14 protein-coding genes are annotated in these 18,252 nt (G+C 70.3%); 7 read left to right on the top strand and 7 right to left on the bottom strand.

What is annotated here, in order from left to right; translation table 11 throughout:
- The first annotated feature begins 7 nt into the window (after window positions 1-7).
- On the top strand, window positions 8-3,004 hold the full coding sequence (locus CVS47_RS07340; RefSeq protein WP_127095497.1) for a bifunctional [glutamine synthetase] adenylyltransferase/[glutamine synthetase]-adenylyl-L-tyrosine phosphorylase: 2,997 nt from the start codon (window positions 8-10) through the stop codon (window positions 3,002-3,004).
- A gap of 176 nt (window positions 3,005-3,180) precedes the next feature.
- Here CVS47_RS07340 and glnA read toward each other — a convergent pair whose 3' ends face one another.
- On the bottom strand, window positions 3,181-4,605 hold the full coding sequence (gene glnA, locus CVS47_RS07335; RefSeq protein ID WP_127095496.1) for a type I glutamate--ammonia ligase: 1,425 nt from the start codon (window positions 4,603-4,605) through the stop codon (window positions 3,181-3,183).
- 127 nt (window positions 4,606-4,732) lie between these two features.
- Between glnA and CVS47_RS07330 the strand changes: the two genes are divergently transcribed.
- Window positions 4,733-5,167 carry an RDD family protein gene (locus CVS47_RS07330; RefSeq protein WP_241240310.1) on the top strand — a complete coding sequence of 145 codons (435 nt, stop codon included), beginning with the start codon at window positions 4,733-4,735 and terminating at the stop codon, window positions 5,165-5,167.
- A gap of 3 nt (window positions 5,168-5,170) precedes the next feature.
- Here the strand turns inward: CVS47_RS07330 and CVS47_RS07325 are convergent, their stop codons facing one another.
- A complete protein-coding gene (locus CVS47_RS07325; RefSeq protein ID WP_127095495.1) occupies window positions 5,171-5,881 on the bottom strand; it encodes a DUF4191 domain-containing protein in 711 nt (236 codons plus the stop codon).
- A gap of 128 nt (window positions 5,882-6,009) precedes the next feature.
- On the opposite strand from CVS47_RS07325, the gene CVS47_RS07320 reads away from it, so the two are divergent.
- On the top strand, window positions 6,010-7,413 hold the full coding sequence (locus tag CVS47_RS07320; protein ID WP_127095494.1) for a hypothetical protein: 1,404 nt from the start codon (window positions 6,010-6,012) through the stop codon (window positions 7,411-7,413).
- 16 nt (window positions 7,414-7,429) lie between these two features.
- On the opposite strand, the gene sucB is transcribed toward CVS47_RS07320, so the two are convergent.
- The 3 genes from sucB to CVS47_RS07305 all read right to left on the bottom strand — a co-directional run bounded on the left by sucB (window position 7,430) and on the right by CVS47_RS07305 (window position 12,167).
- A complete protein-coding gene (gene sucB / locus CVS47_RS07315) occupies window positions 7,430-9,244 on the bottom strand; it encodes a 2-oxoglutarate dehydrogenase, E2 component, dihydrolipoamide succinyltransferase (protein WP_127095493.1) in 1,815 nt (604 codons plus the stop codon).
- Between the two features lie 74 nt (window positions 9,245-9,318).
- Complete coding sequence (lpdA, locus tag CVS47_RS07310; protein WP_127095492.1) at window positions 9,319-10,692, bottom strand: dihydrolipoyl dehydrogenase; 1,374 nt, start codon at window positions 10,690-10,692, stop codon at window positions 9,319-9,321.
- Entirely contained in the window at window positions 10,689-12,167 is a 1,479-nt protein-coding gene (locus CVS47_RS07305) for a leucyl aminopeptidase (protein ID WP_127095491.1), read from the bottom strand. The genes lpdA and CVS47_RS07305 overlap by 4 nt, the downstream gene beginning before the upstream one ends.
- Window positions 12,168-12,249: 82 nt before the next feature.
- Between CVS47_RS07305 and CVS47_RS07300 the strand changes: the two genes are divergently transcribed.
- Window positions 12,250-13,170: a proteasome assembly chaperone family protein gene (locus CVS47_RS07300; protein ID WP_127095490.1), complete on the top strand. Its 921-nt coding sequence runs from the start codon at window positions 12,250-12,252 to the stop codon at window positions 13,168-13,170.
- Window positions 13,171-13,273: 103 nt separating this feature from the next.
- On the opposite strand, the gene CVS47_RS07295 is transcribed toward CVS47_RS07300, so the two are convergent.
- The gene (locus tag CVS47_RS07295) at window positions 13,274-13,747 is read right to left on the bottom strand and encodes a hypothetical protein (RefSeq protein WP_127095501.1); all 474 of its coding nucleotides are present in this window, start codon (window positions 13,745-13,747) and stop codon (window positions 13,274-13,276) included.
- Here CVS47_RS07295 and CVS47_RS07290 point away from each other — a divergent pair.
- From CVS47_RS07290 to CVS47_RS07280, 3 genes are all read left to right on the top strand, one after another.
- Window positions 13,737-14,186, top strand: a complete 450-nt coding sequence (locus CVS47_RS07290; protein WP_241240311.1) for a polysaccharide deacetylase family protein — start codon at window positions 13,737-13,739, stop codon at window positions 14,184-14,186. The two genes, CVS47_RS07295 and CVS47_RS07290, sit on opposite strands and share 11 nt — an antisense overlap.
- A gap of 306 nt (window positions 14,187-14,492) precedes the next feature.
- Entirely contained in the window at window positions 14,493-16,097 is a 1,605-nt protein-coding gene (locus CVS47_RS07285; protein WP_127094415.1) for a sugar transferase, read from the top strand.
- Between the two features lie 285 nt (window positions 16,098-16,382).
- Window positions 16,383-17,528 carry a DUF1972 domain-containing protein gene (locus CVS47_RS07280; RefSeq protein ID WP_127097120.1) on the top strand — a complete coding sequence of 382 codons (1,146 nt, stop codon included), beginning with the start codon at window positions 16,383-16,385 and terminating at the stop codon, window positions 17,526-17,528.
- A 57-nt stretch (window positions 17,529-17,585) separates the two neighbouring features.
- Here CVS47_RS07280 and CVS47_RS07275 read toward each other — a convergent pair whose 3' ends face one another.
- Complete coding sequence (locus CVS47_RS07275; protein WP_127094414.1) at window positions 17,586-18,227, bottom strand: arsenate reductase/protein-tyrosine-phosphatase family protein; 642 nt, start codon at window positions 18,225-18,227, stop codon at window positions 17,586-17,588.
- Window positions 18,228-18,252: the final 25 nt, after the last annotated feature.

Genomic DNA, 18,252 nt, shown 5'->3' with positions numbered 1-18,252 from the left:
CCGCATCGTGGCCGGTATCGAGCGCTCCTCCGCACTGACGGACCTCGCCCGACGCGGCTTCAGCGATCTCGGTGAGGCCGAAGCGCTGCTCACCGAGCTGGAGGAGCTCCTCGGCCTGCCCCGCGACGAGCTCGTCGCCGACGCCGCCACGGCGGCCGATCCGGATGCCGCGCTCACGGCGATCGCCCGCGTCGCACGCCGTCGCGCCGAACCGGTCCGCGTCACGCTGCACGAGCCGCAGGGACGACGGGTAGTCTGGGCGCTCCTCGGGGCCTCGCAGGGCTTCGCGGACTTCTACCTGCGGCATCCCGAGGAGCTCCGCGACCTCATCCACGCGGGTGGGTCCCTGCCGGGCGACGACGAGCTGCGCGACGCGCTGACCGAGGCCGTGCACGTGACGGACGGGTTCGCCGCCGACGGGGGAGAGGCCGCCTGGGTCGCGCTCCGGGTCGGCTACCGGCGGATGCTGGCGCGCATCGCGGCCTTCGACCTGCTGCACCCCTCGCCGGTGGACGTCGTCCCGCTGGTGTCGATGAGACTCGCGGATGCCGCGGGTGCCGCCCTCGACGCGTCGCTGGCGGTGGCGCGCACCCGCGTCTCCGGCGGAGCGACCGGCGCCGGTCTGTTCCCCCGCGAGGAGGTCGCGGCGGTGCGCCTGGCCATCATCGGCATGGGGAAGGCCGGCGCCCGGGAGCTCAACTACGTCAGCGATGTCGACGTCATCTTCGTCTCCGAGGTGGCGGACGGGACCGACATCACCGAGAGCCGCGGCATCGACATCGCGACGCGGCTCGCGGTGCAGACGATGCGCGGTGTCTCCGGCGCCGAGATCGAGCCGCCGCTGTGGGAGGTCGACGCGAATCTGCGTCCGGAGGGCAAGCAGGGCGCGCTCGTGCGCACGCTGGGCTCGCACCTGTCGTACTACGACCGGTGGGCCAAGAGCTGGGAGTTCCAGGCACTCCTCAAGGCCCGTCCGCTCGCCGGCGACCTCGCCCTGGGGGAGCAGTACGTCGCGGCCGTCCAACCCAAGGTATGGACGAGCGGCGCGCGCGAGAACTTCGTCGACAACGTCCAGCGCATGCGCGAACGCGTCACCGACAACATCCCGGCCCGCGACGTGCCGTTCCAGCTGAAACTCGGACCCGGCGGCATCCGCGACATCGAATTCACCGTGCAGCTGCTGCAGCTGGTGCACGGGCTGAGCGACGAGGGCATCCGCGCGCGCGGCACCCTGGTCGCCCTCGACGCGCTCGTGGCCGAGGGCTACATCGGTCGAGCGGATGCCGCGGCCTTCTCCCGCGACTACCGCGTGCTGCGCCTGCTCGAGCACCGCCTGCAGCTGCGCGGCCTGTCGCGCACCCACCTCATGCCCGAGAAGCCGGAGGACCTCCGCACGCTGGCGCGGTCATCGGGGCTCGCCGAGAGCGGCCCGGCGGTCTGGGAGCTGTGGGAGTCGGTCAAGCGCGAGGTCCGCGACATCCACGTCCGCCTCTTCTACCGTCCGCTGCTGTCGGCCGTCGCCGCCCTCCCTGAGGACGGGCGGGTGCTCTCCACCGCCCAGGCGCACGACCGTCTCGCCGCCATCGGCTTCGCCGACCCCGTCGGCGCCCTCCGCCACATCGCCGCCCTCACCACCGGCCTGAGCCGGAAGTCCACGATCCAGCGGCATCTCATGCCGGTCATGATCCGGTGGTTCGCCGACGGTGTCGACCCCGACTACGGCCTGCTGGCGTTCCGTCGGATCAGCGAGCGACTGGGCAGCACGCCGTGGTTCCTCCGGATGCTGCGCGACTCGTCCGCGGCGGCGGAGAGCCTGACGCGGGTGCTGTCAGGCTCTCGGTACATCGGCGAGCTGATGGAGTGGATCCCGGAGTCGGTCGCCTGGCTCGACTCCGACGAGTCGCTCCAGCCGCGCTCGGGACTGGCCCTGCAGGCGGAGGCGCGGGCCATCCAATCCCGCCACACCGATCTCGACGACGCGATGAAGTCGGTGCGCGCGCTGCGACGCCGCGAGCTGCTGCGCACGGCGATGTCGGGCATCGTGGGCGTCGTCACCATCGAGCAGGTCGCCGAGGCGCTGACGACGATCACCGATGTCACGATCCAGGCCACGCTGCGGGCGGTCTGGCGCGACATCGTCCCGCCGGAGGACGCGGCGATGGACTTCGCCGTCATCGCGATGGGCCGCTTCGGGGGGCGCGAGCTCGGCTTCGGCTCCGACGCCGACATCCTGTACGTCTACCGCGCCAACGGCGTCGACGCGCAGCGCGCGGCCGAGCTGTCACTGAAGGTCGTCGCCGGTCTGCGGCGGCTGTCGGAGGACCACCGCGTGCCGCTCGACCTCGACGCCGATCTGCGCCCCGAAGGCCGCAACGGGCCGCTGGCGCGCTCGCTCGACGCCTACGCGGAGTATTACCGCCGCTGGTCGCTGTCGTGGGAGGCGCAGGCGCTGCTGCGGGCGCGCGGCGTCGCAGGCAGCGTCAAGCTGATCACCGCGTTCCTCGAGCTCGCCGACGACGTGCGCTATCCGGCATCCGTCGACCAGCAGGGCCTTCGGGAGATCAAGCGCATCAAGGCCCGGGTCGAGAGCGAGCGGCTCCCGCAGGGCGCCGATCCGGCCCGTCACCTCAAGCTCGGGCCGGGGTCGCTCAGCGATGTGGAGTGGCTCGTTCAGCTGATCCAGCTGCAGCACGGGCACGACGTGCCGGGCCTGCGCACCACCTCGACCATTCAGGCGCTCCGCGCGGCGCAGGAGGCCGGCATCGTCTCGGCCGACGCGGCGGACCGGCTGCAGGAGGCGTGGCGGCTGTCGAGCCGGCTTCGCTCGGCGAACACGCTCCTGTCGGGTCAGACGAGCGATGTGCTGCCGGTGGACCGCCGGCGCCTGGACGGCATCGGCCGTCTTCTCGGTTACGAACCGCGCTCGGCCACGCAGGTCGAGGAGGACTATTTCGCCGCCTCGCGCCGCGCCCGGCGCGTGTTCGAGAAGCTCTTCTACGGCTGAGCGGGCCGCGACGCGACAGGTCCCGCTGTCCCTCTCTCGCGAGACGTCGCAACACGCCGTGCCGTTGCGCGCGTGCGCGGCGTGTTGCGACGTTTCGCGAGGGCCGGGCGGGACGCGGCAGGGCACTCACGACGAAGGGCCCCGGCATGACGCCGGGGCCCTTCGCGGTGCGTGTGTCAGACGCCGAAGTAGAGCTCGTACTCGAACGGGTGAGGACGGGCGTTGATCGGCTGGATCTCGTTCTCGATCTTGTACTCGATCCACGTCTCGATGAGCTCGGGCGTGAAGACGTTGCCGCGGGTCAGGAACTCCTGGTCGGCGCGCAGCGCTTCGAGCGAGTCGAGCAGCGAGTTCGGAACCTGCGGGATGTTCTTCGCCTCCTCGGGGGGAAGCTCGTACAGGTCCTTGTCGACCGGCTCGTGCGGCTCGATGCGGTTCAGGATGCCGTCCAGGCCCGCCATCATCTGCGCGGCGAAGGCGAGGTACGGGTTGCCGGAGGCGTCGGGCGCGCGGAACTCGATGCGCTTGGCCTTCGGGTTCGAGCCCGTGATCGGGATGCGGATGGCAGCCGAGCGGTTGCCGGCCGAGTAGACCAGGTTGACCGGAGCCTCGTAGCCCTTGACCAGACGCTTGTAGGAGTTGATCGTCGGGTTGGTGAACGCCAGCACCGCGGGGGCATGGGCGAGCAGGCCGCCGATGTACCAGCGGGCGATGTCGGAGAGTCCGCCGTAGCCCTTCTCGTCGTAGAAGAGGGGCTTGCCGTCGAGCCACAGCGACTGGTGCGTGTGCATTCCGGAGCCGTTGTCGCCGAAGAGCGGCTTGGGCATGAAGGTCGCGACCTTGCCCCACTGCTCGGCGGTGTTCTTGACGATGTACTTGAACTTCAGGATGTCGTCCGCCGAGTGCACCATGGTGTCGAAGCGGTAGTTGATCTCCTGCTGACCGCCGGTGCCCACCTCGTGGTGCGAGCGCTCGAGCACGAAGCCGGCCTCGATCAGCTTGAGGGTGATGTCGTCGCGGAGGTCGGCCGTCTTGTCGACCGGGCTGACCGGGAAGTATCCGCCCTTGTAGGGCGTCTTGTTGGCGAGGTTGCCGCCCTCTTCCACACGGCCGGTGTTCCAGGCGCCTTCCTCGGAGTCGACGGAGTAGAAGCTGGAGTTCTGCTTCACCTCGTAGCGGACGTCGTCGAAGATGTAGAACTCCGCCTCGGGGGCGAAGAACGCGGTGTCGGCGATGCCGGTGGAGGCGAGGTACTTCTCCGCCTTCTTGGCGACCTGACGCGGGTCCTTGTGGTAGATCTCGCCGTTGCGCGGGTTGTAGATGTCGAAGATCATGATCAGCGTCTTCGCCTCGCGGAACTGGTCGAGGTACGCCGTGGTGACGTCCGGGATCAGCTGCATGTCCGACTCGTGGATGTTGGCGAAGCCCCGGATGGAGGAGCCGTCGAACAGCTGGCCGACGGTGAAGAACTCCTCGTCGACCGTCGAGGCGGGGATGTTGAAGTGCTGCTGGACGCCAGGAAGATCCGTGAACCGGATGTCGAGGAACTTGACGTCCTCGTCCTTGATGAACTTCAGCACCTCGGATGAATCACTGAACATGGAGACTCCAGAGGTAGGGCATCGGGTCGTCCGCAGTGCGGACGTGCTCGACGCTATCGAGAGGGCGTGTCCCGGCAGTATCCCCCATGTTTCGAGCGTGTTACGCGTCGCCCGTTACGCTGGGAGTGTGTCCGAAACGCTTGCAGATTCATCGTATCCAGGCGAGCGCCTCGGACTTCCCCCGACCGGATCGGGGAGCATCGCCCACCTCGGCCGGCGCATCGGCGCCCTCGCCGTGGACTGGGTCTCGGCGACGGTCATCGCGACAGCCTTCCTCGGCTACCGCTCGTTCGCTCTGCCCGACGAGTCGGGCCTGACGACGTTCGCGCCCATGGCGGTGTTCATCGTCCTGCAGGCGATCTTCATCCCGACCATCGGCGGGAGCCCCGGCCACCGCATCTTCGGACTGCGGCTCATGCGCGTGGACCGCGAGTGGACCGGCCTCTGGCGGCCCATCGTGCGCTCGCTGCTGCTCGCCATCGTCATCCCGGCCGTCATCTGGGACACCGACCGTCGCGGCCTGCACGACAAGGCCGTCGGGACGGTGCTGGTGCGCGCCTGAGCGCTACCGCGGACGCGGCGCGCGGGCGCGGGTCGGGTCAATCCCCTTCGGGATCGGCAGCGATGCCAGCGACTGCGAGACGGACTCGACGCGCTTGATGACCGCAGCCATGGTGCCGCGGTCGATCGCGTTCGGAAGCGCCTTGATCGTCGAGGGGAGCTTGCCGATCGGCACCTCGTCGTCGCCGTGGCCGACGTAGAGGACGGTCACGGGGACGCCCTGCGCGACGCGCTGCACCTTCGAGCGCTCCTCGTTGACGAGTCGCGTGAGCCGTCCGCGCGCGCCCTCGCCGACGATGACGACGCCGCCGCGGCCGATGGCGCGGTAGACGGCTTCCTGCGTCTTGGGGTTGATGCCCACGGGCATGTCACCGGACTGCCACTTGCGTCCGAGCGACGTGGACAGCACGTGGCCGGCTGCGCCCGGCATCCCGTCGATCTTCTTGTACATCGCCGTGCTCGAAAGCCGGGTCATCGTCATCAGCGCCGCGAGGATGCCGAGCATCAGGCCCGTGACACCCCACAGGATGACGCTCCAGACGGCGACCGGCGGCAGGAGGAACCCGATGAGCACGCCCAGTCCGATGCCGACGAGGAGGATGCCCACCAGCACATAGGGCAGCCAGGGGTACGCCTCTTTCGTGAAGCGGAAGAGGGTGCGGAGCTGGGAGAAGAATCCAGGGCGCTTCTCGGGCGCGGCGGTGCGTGCTGCCATGGATCCAGGATACCGTTCCGCGCTCCTCGGCTCCCGCCCCTCCTCCCCAGCGTGCGGCGGGCCCGGCGATCCCGCTGATCACGGTCCTCAGTCGTCGTCGCTTCGCCCCCGACCACGACGATCGGAGGGTGACGATCGACCTTCTCCCGCCCGCACCGCGTCTTCTCCGCGGCTACCGCGTCATGCGGGCCGTGGCGCCGCCCGAGGCGCCGTGGCCCGGTCTGCTCGTGCACACGCCGCAGGGTGAGGCGCATGTGCTCGTCGACGCGGACGTGCTCGAAGAGGAGTGGGCGGGATGGGATGCCGCGGCCTCCGGTCACCTGCTGTCGCCCTGCGACATCGTTCGTCGAGCCGACGGACACGATGTCGCCCTGCCGCACTGCGTCGAGCGTGCCGACGCGTTCCTCGTCCGTCGGCGCGGCGCCGACGCGCCGCTGTCGGACGGTGAGTGCCTCACGTGCGCAGTGAGCCTGCTGCGCGGCGCGGCGGAGTGCGCGGCGGCGGGGATTCCCGAGCCGCACGGCACCTGGTGGCTGACGGATGCCGGGCGACCGGTGCTCGCGACCGGTGCGACCGAGGCGGGCAGGTCGACGGCGGAACTGCTCGCGGAGCTCGGCGACCATGCGCACGGTGCTCTGCGTCACGCGATCCTCGACGTCCGGGACGCACTCGACGACCGGCGCGCGCTGATGCGCGACGTCGATCGGCTGGAGGCGTCGCTCTTCGCGGTCGGCGAGCCGGCGCCGCTCGCGACCACGATGCTGACCCCGCAGCGGGCGCGGACGGCGGGCGTGCCGGATGTCCCGGAGGCAGCCGGGCCGGAGCGCCGGGCGCGATGGGCCGACCTCATCGCGGCGCACGTGGACGGCGACATCGCCGACGCCGCGTCGCAGGCCGTGACATCGGTGTGGCGGCGACTCCGGCGCCCGACACGGAGCAGGCGAGCTCCGTGGGTGCTGGCGGCCGGAATCGTGGTGGTCGTCGTCGGTGCGGGGCTCATGTGGCCGGGCGGCGGGGTCGATCCCGCCGGGGGATCACCGGTCGCGGCCGATGCCGCGGAAGGCAGCGCAGGGGAGGGCGGGGTGCCGGGCGGCAGCACGGAGGCCGTGCCGACCGATGCTGCGGCGCCGATCCCGTCACCGGGACCGCCGCCGGAGCCCGCGCCCGCGCCCGCACCCGCGCCCGACCCGGGCGCTCAGCCTCCCGTGGCGGCCCCGTCGACGCCGGGCGGCACGGGCGGAGGATGGGTGGACGCCGCCGAAGCGCTGCTCGCGGCGCGCACCGCCTGCGCGGGCGAGGCGGGGTGTCTGGCGACCGTCGCCGAAGATCCCGCGCGGGTCTTCCCTGCGGGAGCGGCCGACCTGCCCGGCGGACAGCGGTCCATCACGCTTCTGGACGAGTACGGCGGGGCGGCGGTGGTGCGGGTCGACGCCACCGCGACGGGCGCGACGTCACAGCTGGTCGTGCTGGTCCTCACCGCCGGAAAAGCCCTGCTCCGCGACATCCATGACGTCGCGGAGCAGGGCGGGTGACTCAGATGCGGCCGACTCAGATACCGAGCTGGCTCTCGAACTGCGCAGCCTCGAGACGGGCCTTGACCGCGCCGAGGAAGCGGGCGGCGTCCGCGCCGTCGATGATGCGGTGGTCGTAGGACAGTGCCAGGTACACCACGGAGCGCACCGAGATCGCGTCCTTGCCGTCGACCGTCACGATGCCGGGACGCTTCACCACGACACCGGTGCCGAGGATCGCCGACTGCGGCAGGAAGACGACGGGCGTGTCGAAGAGCGCTCCGCGCGAACCGGTGTTGGTCAGCGTGAAGGTTCCGCCGGCGAGCTCGTCGGGCTTCAGCTTATTGTCGCGCGTGCGGGCGGCCAGGTCGGCGATCTCGTGGGCGATCTGCGCGATCGACTTCGAGGCCGCCTCACGCAGGACCGGCGTGAGCAGTCCGCGCTCGGTGTCGACCGCGATGGAGAGATTCTCCTTGGGCGGGTACACGATGTTCGTGCCGTCGACGGTGGCATTGATGATCGGGTACGCCTGGAGCGCCTCCGCGGCGGCGAGGGCGAAGAACGGCAGGAAGGAGAGCTTGTCGCCCGTCTTCGCCTGGAAGTCGCCCTTCGCTTTGTCGCGGTAGTTCGCCAGCTTCGTGACGTCGACCTCGATGACCGTCGTCAGCTGAGCCGTCGACTGCATCGAAGCGACGGCGCGCTCGGCGAGCACCTTGCGCAGACGCGACATCGGCTGCGTCGTGCCGCGCAGCGGCGAGACCTCAAGGGCGGCGGGCGCGGGAGCAGCGGCTTCCGGGGCTGCAGCGGGAGCGGATGCTGCGGCGGAGGCGGCCTCGGCGGCCGTGAGGACGTCTTCCTTGCGGATGCGCCCACCCACGCCCGTGCCGGTGATCGACGCGAGGTCGACGCCCTTCTGCTGGGCCAGGCGACGCACCAGCGGGGTGACGTACGTGACGGCGTCGTCGTCAGACGACGAGGCTGCCGCGGGCGCCGGTGCGGCCGCCGGCGCTACGGCCGGAGCCGGTGCGGGCGCGGCGGCAGGTGCAGGAGCTGCGGCAGGTGCCGGCGCGGCGGCCGGAGCCGGTGCAGGAGCCGCGGCGGGTGCCGGCGCGTGAGCTGCGGGAGCCGGAGCGGCGGGCTGCTCTGCGGCGGCGGGCTGCTCGGTCGACGGAGCCTCAGGAGCCGCCGCAGCGGGAGCGGCGGCCGCCCCCTCGCCGATGCGGGCGAGGACCGCGCCGACCTCGACGGTCTCGTCCTCGTTCACCAGGATCGCCTGGAGCGTGCCGGCGACGGGCGACGGGATCTCGGTGTCGACCTTGTCGGTCGAGATCTCCAGGAGCGGCTCGTCGACCTCGATGGTGTCGCCGACCTGCTTGAGCCAGCGCGTGACGGTGCCCTCGGTGACGCTCTCGCCGAGCTCCGGGAGCACGACATCGGTGCCGGCGGAAGAGCCGGAGTCCGCCGCCGGAGCAGCCGCAGCGGCGGGGGCCTGCTCAGCCGGGGTGGGAGCCGCGGGAGCCTCCTCGGCAGGGGCGGCAGGTGCTTCCTCAGCGGGTGCCGCCTCGGCGGGCGCCTCGGCGGAGTCGGCTGCGGGCGCGTCGCCCGACGAACCGGAGCCGTCGCCGATCATCGCCAGGACGGCGCCGACCTCGACGGTCTCGTCCTCCTCGACCATGATCTGCTCGAGGACGCCGCTCACGGGCGAGGGGATCTCGGTGTCGACCTTGTCGGTCGAGATCTCGAGCAGCCCTTCGTCCTCCTGGACGGTGTCGCCGACCTTCTTGAGCCAGCGGGTGACCGTTCCCTCGGTGACGCTCTCGCCGAGCGCGGGGAGGACCACAGAAGTGCTCATGACGATGTCTCCTTCATAATGCCGATGTCTTGTCCAGCTTAGTGACGCGCGCCTCGTGGGCGGGACGCCAGGGGTCAGAGTGCGTGCAGGGGCTTGCCGGCGAGCGCGAGGAACGCCTCGCCGAGGGCCTCGCTCTGCGTGGGGTGCGCGTGGATGAACGGGGCGATGTCCTCCGGGTGCGCCTCCCAGGCGACGGCGAGCTGTCCTTCGGTGATGAGCTCTCCGACGCGTGCGCCGACGAGGTGCATCCCCAGCACGGGACCGTTCTTCTCCCTCACGACCTTCACGATGCCGGAGGTGCCGATGATCTCGCTGCGGCCGTTGCCTGCGAGGTTGTACTCGTAGCTCACCACTGCGTCCGCGCCGCGCGCAGCGACGGCCTGCGCCTCGGTCCAGCCGACGGAGGCGACCTCGGGGTTGCTGTAGGTCACCTTGGGCACCTGCAGGTCGGGTACCACGACGGGGTCGAGCCCGGCGATCTCCTCCGCGACGAAGATCCCCTGCTGGAAGCCGCGGTGCGCGAGCTGCAGCCCCGGGACGATGTCGCCGACGGCCCACACGTGCGGCACCCCGGTGCGCAAGCGCTCGTCGGTGACGACGAAGCCCCGCTCCAGGGTGACGCCGGCCTCCTCGTAGCCGAGACCGGTCGTCACCGGCCCGCGGCCCACCGCGACCAGCAGGTACTCCGCCTCGAAGGTGGAGCCGTTCTCGAGCGTGACGGTCACCGTGTCGGCCGTCTGCTCCGCCGAGGCGAAGCGGACGCCGAGCGATGACACGATGCCGCGCTTGCGGAACGCGCGCTCGAGCGCCTTGCTGGAGGAGACGTCCTCCGCGGGCACGAGGTGATCGAGCGCCTCGATGATCGTGACCTCGGCGCCGAAGGACTTCCACACGCTGGCGAACTCCACGCCGATGACACCGCCGCCGAGGATGATCACGCGCCGCGGGATCTCCGGCAGGCCCAGCGCCTCCTCGCTCGTGAGGACGCGACCGCCCACCTCGAGTCCGGGAAGCGAGCGGCTGTACGAGCCGGTGGCGAGGATGACGTCCGTGCCGGCGTAGAGGTCCTCTCCGACACGCACGGCGGGACCGGCCTCGAGCGTGCCCGAACCGGGCACCACGGTGATGCCGCGCGCTCTGATCAGGCCCTCGAGCCCTTTGAACTTCTTCGCGACGATGCCCTCGCGGTAGGCGCGGACGCCCTCGGGGTCGATGCCCTCGAGACTCGCGCGCACGCCGATGGACGGGGCGTCGCGCGCGGCGTCCGCGACCTCGGCCGCATGCAGGAGGGCCTTGGTCGGGATGCAGCCGCGGTGCAGGCACGTGCCGCCGAGCTTGTCCTTCTCGATGACGGCGACCGACTTGCCGAGCTCCGCCGCGCGCAGGGCCGCGGCGTACCCGCCGCTCCCTCCGCCGAGGATGACGACGTCGAAGCGGTGATCGGTCACCGGGCGGCCTCCTCGCCGAGCAGGCGGATCAGGGAGCGCACCGTGGCGCCCGTCGGCCCCTTGTCGACGTAGCCGTAGGCGCCGCCCTTGTTCATGCCGACACCGGCGATGTCCAGGTGCACCCAGGGGATGCGCGGGGCGTCGGCCTCGTCGGACACGCGCCCGACGAAGTGGCGCAGGAAGAGTCCGGCGAAGAGCGAGCCGCCGGCGGGGTCGCCGATCTTGGCGTTCTGCAGGTCGGCGATGGGGGAGTCGAGGTCCTCGACCATGTGGGCCGGGAGCGGCAGCTGCCACGCCATCTCGCCGGTCGTGGCCGCGGCATCCAGGTACCGGGCGACCGCGTCGTCCTCACCCATCACTCCGGCGGTGCGGGTGCCCAGCGCCACCGTGATCGCGCCGGTGAGGGTGGCGACGTCCACGATCAGGTCGGGGTGCTCGCGGCTGGCGGCGACGAGCCCGTCGGCCAGCACGAGCCGACCCTCGGCGTCGGTGTTGAGCACCTCGACCGTGGTGCCGTCGAGCATCCGCAGCACGTCGCCCGGACGCGTGGCGCGCCCCGAGGGCATGTTGTCGGCGATGCACATCCATGCGGTCACGCGCACGGGCAGGGCGAGGGATGCTGCGGCCCGCACGACCGACAGAACCGTGGCGGCTCCGCACATGTCGTACTTCATGCCGACCATGCTGGCGGCGGGCTTGAGGGAGAGGCCGCCCGTGTCGAAGGTGATGCCCTTGCCCACGAGGGCCACGTGACGGGTCGCGCCGGCCGGCGCATAGTCCAGGCGCACGAGGCGCGGGGGGCGATCCGAGCCCTGGCCGACGCCGAGGATCCCGCCGAAGCCCTCCTTCGCGAGGGCCTCTTCGTCCCAGACGTCGACGGAGACGGGCAGGCCCGCGACGGCCTCGATGGCCTTGTCGGCGAGGTCGGCGGGTCCGAGCCACTCGGCGGGGATCGAGACGAGGTCCTTCGTCAACGCGACGGCGCTCGCCACGGCGGTGATGGCGTCCACGGCGTCACGCGACTCGTCGGCGGGGGCGTGGACGACCACGCGCGCGGCGCGGCGCTTCGGGTCGCCGGTCTTGTAGCCGTCGAACCGGTATCCGCCGAGCAGCGCACCTTCGGCCAGCGCGCTCCAATCGGCGGGATCGGCGAACGGCGCCGCGACGGCGACCGTCTCGAAGCCGGTGAGGAGGCGGAGGCCGGTGCCGCCCGCTTCACGGAGGGCTGCGGCATCCGGGTCCGCACCCGTGCCGACGACGGCCACCGGGCGGGACGTCACGTCGGGGAGGTGCACGCGCTGGTAGGCGTTCGGCGCCCCGGTGAAGCCCGTCGCGAGAAGGCTCTCACGCAGCCCCGGCCACTCCTCGAGGGAGGGGGAGCCGTCGCGATCGACGGGCGGGAGGGCCAGGAGGAGGGCGTCTGCGTCCGCCTCCCGGAGAGGTGCAGTGGAGCGGGAGAGCTCGGGAAACGACATGTCCTCCATCCTACGGAGGCTGTTCGCTCTGAGCGGGACGGAGCCGCGCCGGGCCGTCGGGACCGGCTCGTAGAGTGGACTCATGCCCTGGCCCGCACCCCTGTTCGATCGCGCCGTCTCAGCGCCGCCCGTGCCCGCCGGGCTGCCGCTCGTGATCTCGCTCACGGGATTCACGGATGCCGGGGGAGCGGTCTCAGGACTCGTCGACTACTTCCGCGATGATCTCGAGCCGTCGCTGCTGGTCAGCTTCTCCAACGACGTGCTGCTGGACTATCGCGCGCGCCGCCCGATCGTGTCGTTCGAGCAGGATCACCTGACCGACTTCCGGCCGCCGCGTCTCGAGCTGTTGCTCGTCCACGACGCCATGGGTCAGCCGTTCGTGCTGCTCGCCGGCTACGAGCCCGACTTCGCGTGGGAGGCGTTCGCCCGCACGGTACTCGACCTCGCCGACGAACTGGGGATCTCCTCGGTCACCTGGGTGCACGCCATCCCCATGCCGGTGCCGCACACCCGTCCGATCGGCACGACCGTCAGCGGCACGCGGTCCGAGCTCACCGAGGCGCACTCCGTGTGGCAGCCGCACACCCAGGTGCCCTCGACCGTCGGCCATCTGCTGGAGTACCGCTTCGCTGAAGCGGGTGCCCGCGTCGCCGGCTTCGTGCTGCTCGTGCCGCACTACCTCGGCGACACGGAGTACCCGGCCGCGACGCTCGCGGCGCTCGACAGCCTCACGGTGGCGACCGGGCTCATCTTCGCGGGCGAGGGCCTGCGCGAGGAGAACCGCGAGTACATCGCCAAGGTCGATGAGCAGGTCGGAGGCAACGACGAGCTCAAGCGCATGCTCGAGGGTCTCGAGGAGCGCTACGACTCCTACATGGCAGGTTCCACCCTCGCGACCCCGATCATCCACACCGGTGATCTCCCGAGCGCCGACGAGCTCGCGGCCGAGCTGGAGCGCTTCCTCGCCAGTCGCCCCACCGGCGAGGACGACAAGCGCCCCTAGCGCGGAATGCCGGGCACAGCGCCGGCGTTGCATCTTCCAGACGCACGCATCGGGGTGCAGAGGCTCCCCGGTCCTGTGCGATACTGGAAGAACTGACCCGTTGTCAACCGTTGACCCGACTCATCTCGGCGCCGCGGGACTTGACAAGGGTCTTACTAGTGTCCGAAGACGACCGGGGGACGCGCTGACGCCCGTCTGCCGGTGAAAGGCGAATCGTGACCGCAGGCACGAAGACCACCACCCGCACACGCACCACCGAGGACGTCGACACCGAGGTCCCCACCGAAGAGGTCGCCGCCGCGACGAAGACGTCCGCGGCCGCGAAGAAGGCTCCCGCCAAGAGGGCGGCCGCCAAGCCCGCTGCCAAGAAGACCACCGCCGCAAGGCGCCCGCCAAGGGCAAGGCCAAGGCCGATGACGACGAGCCCGGCGAGGACGACGAGGTCGACGTCGAGGAACTCGACGTCACCGATCTCGAGGACGGCGACGAGTCCGTCGAGGAGGCCCCCGCCGCCGTGACCAAGGGGCGCAAAGAAGGCCGCCACGGTCGAGGCGCCGAACCACTCGGTGATCGTCACCGACGACGATGCGGACCAGACCTGGTTCGACCTCGCCGCACCCGTGGTGGAGAAGTACAAGGTCATGACCACGTCGTTCATGATCACCGCGTGGCGACAGGATGCTGCGCCGAACCCCTACGTGCTGCGCCGGTCGCACACCCATGACATGCACCGCGCCGGCGACAACGGTCAGGGCCGGATGGTCAATTCCAGCGCCGACGAGATCGCCGCCGACCTGGAGATGTCGGCGTCGGTGCTCGGGGTGAAGGAGGTCGTGGCGTATCCGTTCGGCCACTACAACGACGTGACCAAGCACGGCGTGGCGCAGGCCGGCTACGAGATGGGCCGCACGATCGAGCCGGGGTACGTCTCCATCGGCTCGGACAAGCTCGCCCTGCCCGTGCAGCGCGTGAATTACGGAATGGGACTCGACGCGCTCGTCGGCATGATCGGCTGAGCACCCGCGTTGTGCGCGCACGACGTTCCTATGCGCCAGCAGGGAAGATGAACAATCACCCACCTCCGGGTGGACAGCTCGCGACCTGCGACCCTAGGATGAAGGAACTCTCATGTAGTGCCGTCTTCGACGCCGCCACGGGGAGCCACGCAGGTGGGGCAGTGGGATGTCTCGCATGTCGGGCTGGGGCTCGACAGATTGCGTGAACTGGGGAATGGACGGCTTCGGTCGTCTCATCGTTTACTGGGGAAAACGATATATGTCTGAGGACGCCATGTCCGGCGTGCAGCTGACCGCTGCGCTGTCGTGACGACCGTCGAGGCGACGGTCACCGATCCGGCAGCCGCGAACGCCGCGGCCTACCTGCCGATCGCCGCGGTCATCGCACCGACGCGCAGCACGCTGCGGCGCGTCGAGGCGTCGCGCGTGTCGACGACGGCCCACACCTCTCGCTCGGCTCCGACGGTCATGCCGCGCGTGCAGCCCTCCCTCGAGCGACGCCGGATGTGGGAGCGCCGCTACGTGCGGCGTCTCCGTATCACCGACGGCATCATCGTCGTCGCGGTGACCGCGCTCGCCGCAGGCATCGACACCATCGGCCTGCGCGCCACGTCGCCGGAAGTGGGTGTCGTGATGCGCGTCGCGGCCATCACCCTCGCCGCCTGGGTGCTGCTGCTGTGGATGTTCCAGACCCGCTCGCCGAAGGTGCTGGGCACCGGGGCGACCGAGTACAAGCGGGTCGCCCATGCGACCGCGGCGGCGTTCGGCGTGCTCGCCATGCTGTTCGTGGTGTTCCAGTGGAGCGGCATCCGCATGATCCTGCTCGTCGCGCTTCCCGTCGGACTGCTCTCCCTGATCACCGCGCGCTGGGGCTGGCGCCGCTGGCTCGCCCGCCAGCGCGAGTTCGGCCACTACGCCTCCCGCGTCATCGTGGCCGGCACGGAGCACGACGTCGAATACGTCATCCGCAATCTCGCGGCCAACCGCGGCCTCGGCTTCCACGTGGTCGGGGCGACGACCCCCGAGGCCGACCGCGACACCATCGTCGTCGACGGCCGCGCCTATCCCGTCCTCGGCCGGATGGGCCTCGTGTCGATGCACGCCCGGGCTGTCGAGGCCGACACGATCATCGTCGCGAGCACGCCGCCTGACGACCCCGACTTCATCAAGCGTCTGAGCTGGGACCTCGAGGGCACGGCAGCCGAGCTCATCCTCTCCGGCCGCCTCGCCGACGTCGCGGGACCGCGCATCTCGCTGAAGCCGATCGACGGCCTGCCGCTCATCCACGTCGAGATCCCCCGCTTCGAGGGTGGCGCGCACTCCATGAAGCGCGCGATGGACATCGCCCTGTCCGTGATCGCGATGATCCCGATCACTCTCATCGGCATGTTCGTCGCCCTCGCGATCAAGATGGACGACGGCGGCCCCGTCTTCTTCCGTCAGACCCGCATCGGTCGCGACGGCCGCGAGTTCGGCATCCTGAAGTTCCGCACCATGCGCACCTCCGCCGAGAGCGAGCTCATCGCTCTCAAAGCAGCCAACGAGGGGTCCGGTCTTCTCTTCAAGATGAAGAACGACCCGCGCATCACACGCGTCGGAGCCGTCCTGCGCAAGTACTCGCTCGACGAGCTGCCCCAGTTCTGGAACGTCCTCATCGGCGACATGAGCATCGTCGGCCCCCGGCCGCCGCTGCCCAGCGAGGTCGTCGGCTACGACGGACGCGTCTACCGCCGCCTGTACATCAAGCCCGGCATCACCGGCCTCTGGCAGGTCAGCGGTCGCAGCGACCTCTCCTGGGACGAGAGCGTCCGACTCGACCTGCGCTACGTCGAGAACTGGTCGGTCACCAACGACCTCATGATCATGGTCCGCACCGCGCGCGTCATGATCCACCCGAAGGGCGCGTACTGACATGAACAGCACCGCCACACAGATTTCCCGAACCGGATCCACGGCCACCATCCCCGGTGTGTCCCCCACATGTCGGCTGCGATACGTGCGCGTTCTTCGCGCCGACCGCGGTGGCCGTGGGTCCTCCCTCTCCCCTGTCACCTGCTCGAGCACGAACCTGCCAGGAAGAAGCTGACAATGGTCATCGCACACGATCGAACCGAAATCATCACCGCGACGGAGACGCATTCCGCGCCCGTCATCACCACCCGCGCGCGCCGTCGCACCGCTCAGCTGTCGATCGCGATGGTCGGCACGCGCGGCGTGCCGGCCGCCTACGGTGGCTTCGAGACCGCCGTCGAGGAGGTCGGCAAGCGTCTCGTCGAGCGCGGCCACCGCGTCCGGGTCTACACCCGCGGGTCTGAGTCGCGCGAGAAGAGCTACCTCGGCATGGAGGTCGTGCACCTGCCGGCCGTCGCGCAGAAGCAGCTCGAGACGCTGAGCCACACCGGCCTGTCGACACTGCACGCCCTCGCGCACCGCCGCCCCGACGCGGCCTTCGTCTTCAACGCCGCGAACTCGCCGTTCCTGCCGATGCTGCGTGCCCGCGGCATCCCGACCGCCCTCCACATGGACGGCCTGGAGTGGCGCCGGTCGAAGTGGGGCGCCCGCGGCAAGGCCTATTACCGTGGCGCCGAGCTCTTCGGAGTCCGCACCGCCGACGCGCTGATCGCGGACGCCCCCGGCATCGCCGCGTACTACGCGCACCAGTTCCGCGTTCCGACCGAGCTGCTCCGCTACGGCGCGCCCATCATCAACGACGTCCCGACCGACGGCATCGAGGGTCTGGGGCTGCGTCCGAACGGCTATCACCTGGTGGTCGCCCGCTTCGAGCCCGAGAACCACGTCCTCGAGATCGTCGAGGGATACCAGCGCAGCAGCGCACGGATGCCGCTGGTCGTCGTGGGCTCGGCGCCCTACAGCGCCGGCTACACCGAGTCGATCCGCAACGCGGCCGGTGACGACCCGCGCATCATCTTCCTCGGCGGCGTCTTCGACCAGGACCTCCTCGACGCGCTGTACGCGCACGCCTACACGTACGTCCACGGCCACTCCGTGGGCGGCACCAACCCGTCACTGCTGCGCGCCATGGGCGCCCGCACCGCGGTCATCGGCTACGACGTGCAGTTCAACCGCGAGGTGCTCGACGACCAGGCCTGGTTCTTCGTCGACTCGACCGACCTCGTCACGCACTTCTCCACGCTCGAGAACGAGCCGGAAGCCGTAGACCGTCTCGCCGCCGGCAACCAGCGTCGGGCCGAGGTGGCCTTCCGCTGGGACGACGTCGCCGACGGCTACGAGGACCTCGCGCAGCGCCTCGCCGCCGGCGAGTCGATGCACAAGCTCGGACGTCGCGCGAAGCGCACCGCTGAGGAGTGGGACTTCTCCTGAACCAGCGCTGACGTGATGACGCCGCCCCTCCGGAATTCGGAGGGGCGGCGCCTTTTCTCACGCTCCCATTGCGCGGGCGAGATGCCTCATGTGCGTGGCGAAGTCCTCGACGTCCTTGCGCAGGGTCTTGAGCGCTTTCCGGTGTCGACTATTGCGATCGCCGTGGACGTCGAAGAAGTTGTCGGAGTCCGAGAACGGCACACCGATCCGCAATCCCGACCTCTTCGGCATCTCGCTCTCCGTGCCCCGTCGCCTGTTCAGAAGATGAACGATCTCCACGAGAGGTTGACTTCCGTGCGCCAGCCCAGCGCGAGCACGCTCGATCTCGTCGTCCGTGGCGGGTCGCGCAGCGAGGGAAAGCGCTTGCTGGAACGTGAACGTCCGATGCCGCGCCTCCGGACTCACCTGGGCGAGAACAGCGGACTCCGCCGTCGTCGTCGCGATAACCAGTGCAGCCCTTCCTACAACGCGTTCGCTCACCTGCCGTGAGGAGTGAGCGGCCGTAGGGGCGTCAGGCAACATCTCGGCAACGACGGAGCAGATCGGCATCGCCTCCATCACTCGCACGCCTCTGCTCACGACAGGCCAGGCGGAGAGTGAGTCGCCGAGTGTTTGTTGGTAAGCGAATTGCATCATCGGGGACCGGCACACATTGGCCGAGCAAACGAACAGAACTCCATCAGCCAAGATCTTTTGCACTCCTCTGGTGTTGCGGCGCAGGCGG

It is taken from the genome of Microbacterium lemovicicum (genome assembly GCF_003991875.1).
GTDB lineage: Bacteria > Actinomycetota > Actinomycetes > Actinomycetales > Microbacteriaceae > Microbacterium > Microbacterium lemovicicum.
Note: the sequence above shows the minus strand (reverse complement) of the source record. Positions and strands in the feature narration are given on the sequence as shown.

Excerpts from the sequence above, each read along its gene's own strand:
- CVS47_RS07280 (WP_127097120.1), top strand. The coding sequence starts at position 16,383 with ATGGTCGGCACGCGCGGCGTGCCGGCCGCCTACGGTGGCTTCGAGACC.
- CVS47_RS07325 (WP_127095495.1), bottom strand. The coding sequence starts at position 5,881 with ATGGCAGCACGCACCGCCGCGCCCGAGAAGCGCCCTGGATTCTTCTCC.
- glnA (WP_127095496.1), bottom strand. The coding sequence starts at position 4,605 with ATGTTCAGTGATTCATCCGAGGTGCTGAAGTTCATCAAGGACGAGGAC.
- sucB (WP_127095493.1), bottom strand. The coding sequence starts at position 9,244 with ATGAGCACTTCTGTGGTCCTCCCCGCGCTCGGCGAGAGCGTCACCGAG.
- CVS47_RS07305 (WP_127095491.1), bottom strand. The coding sequence starts at position 12,167 with ATGTCGTTTCCCGAGCTCTCCCGCTCCACTGCACCTCTCCGGGAGGCG.
- CVS47_RS07300 (WP_127095490.1), top strand. The coding sequence starts at position 12,250 with ATGCCCTGGCCCGCACCCCTGTTCGATCGCGCCGTCTCAGCGCCGCCC.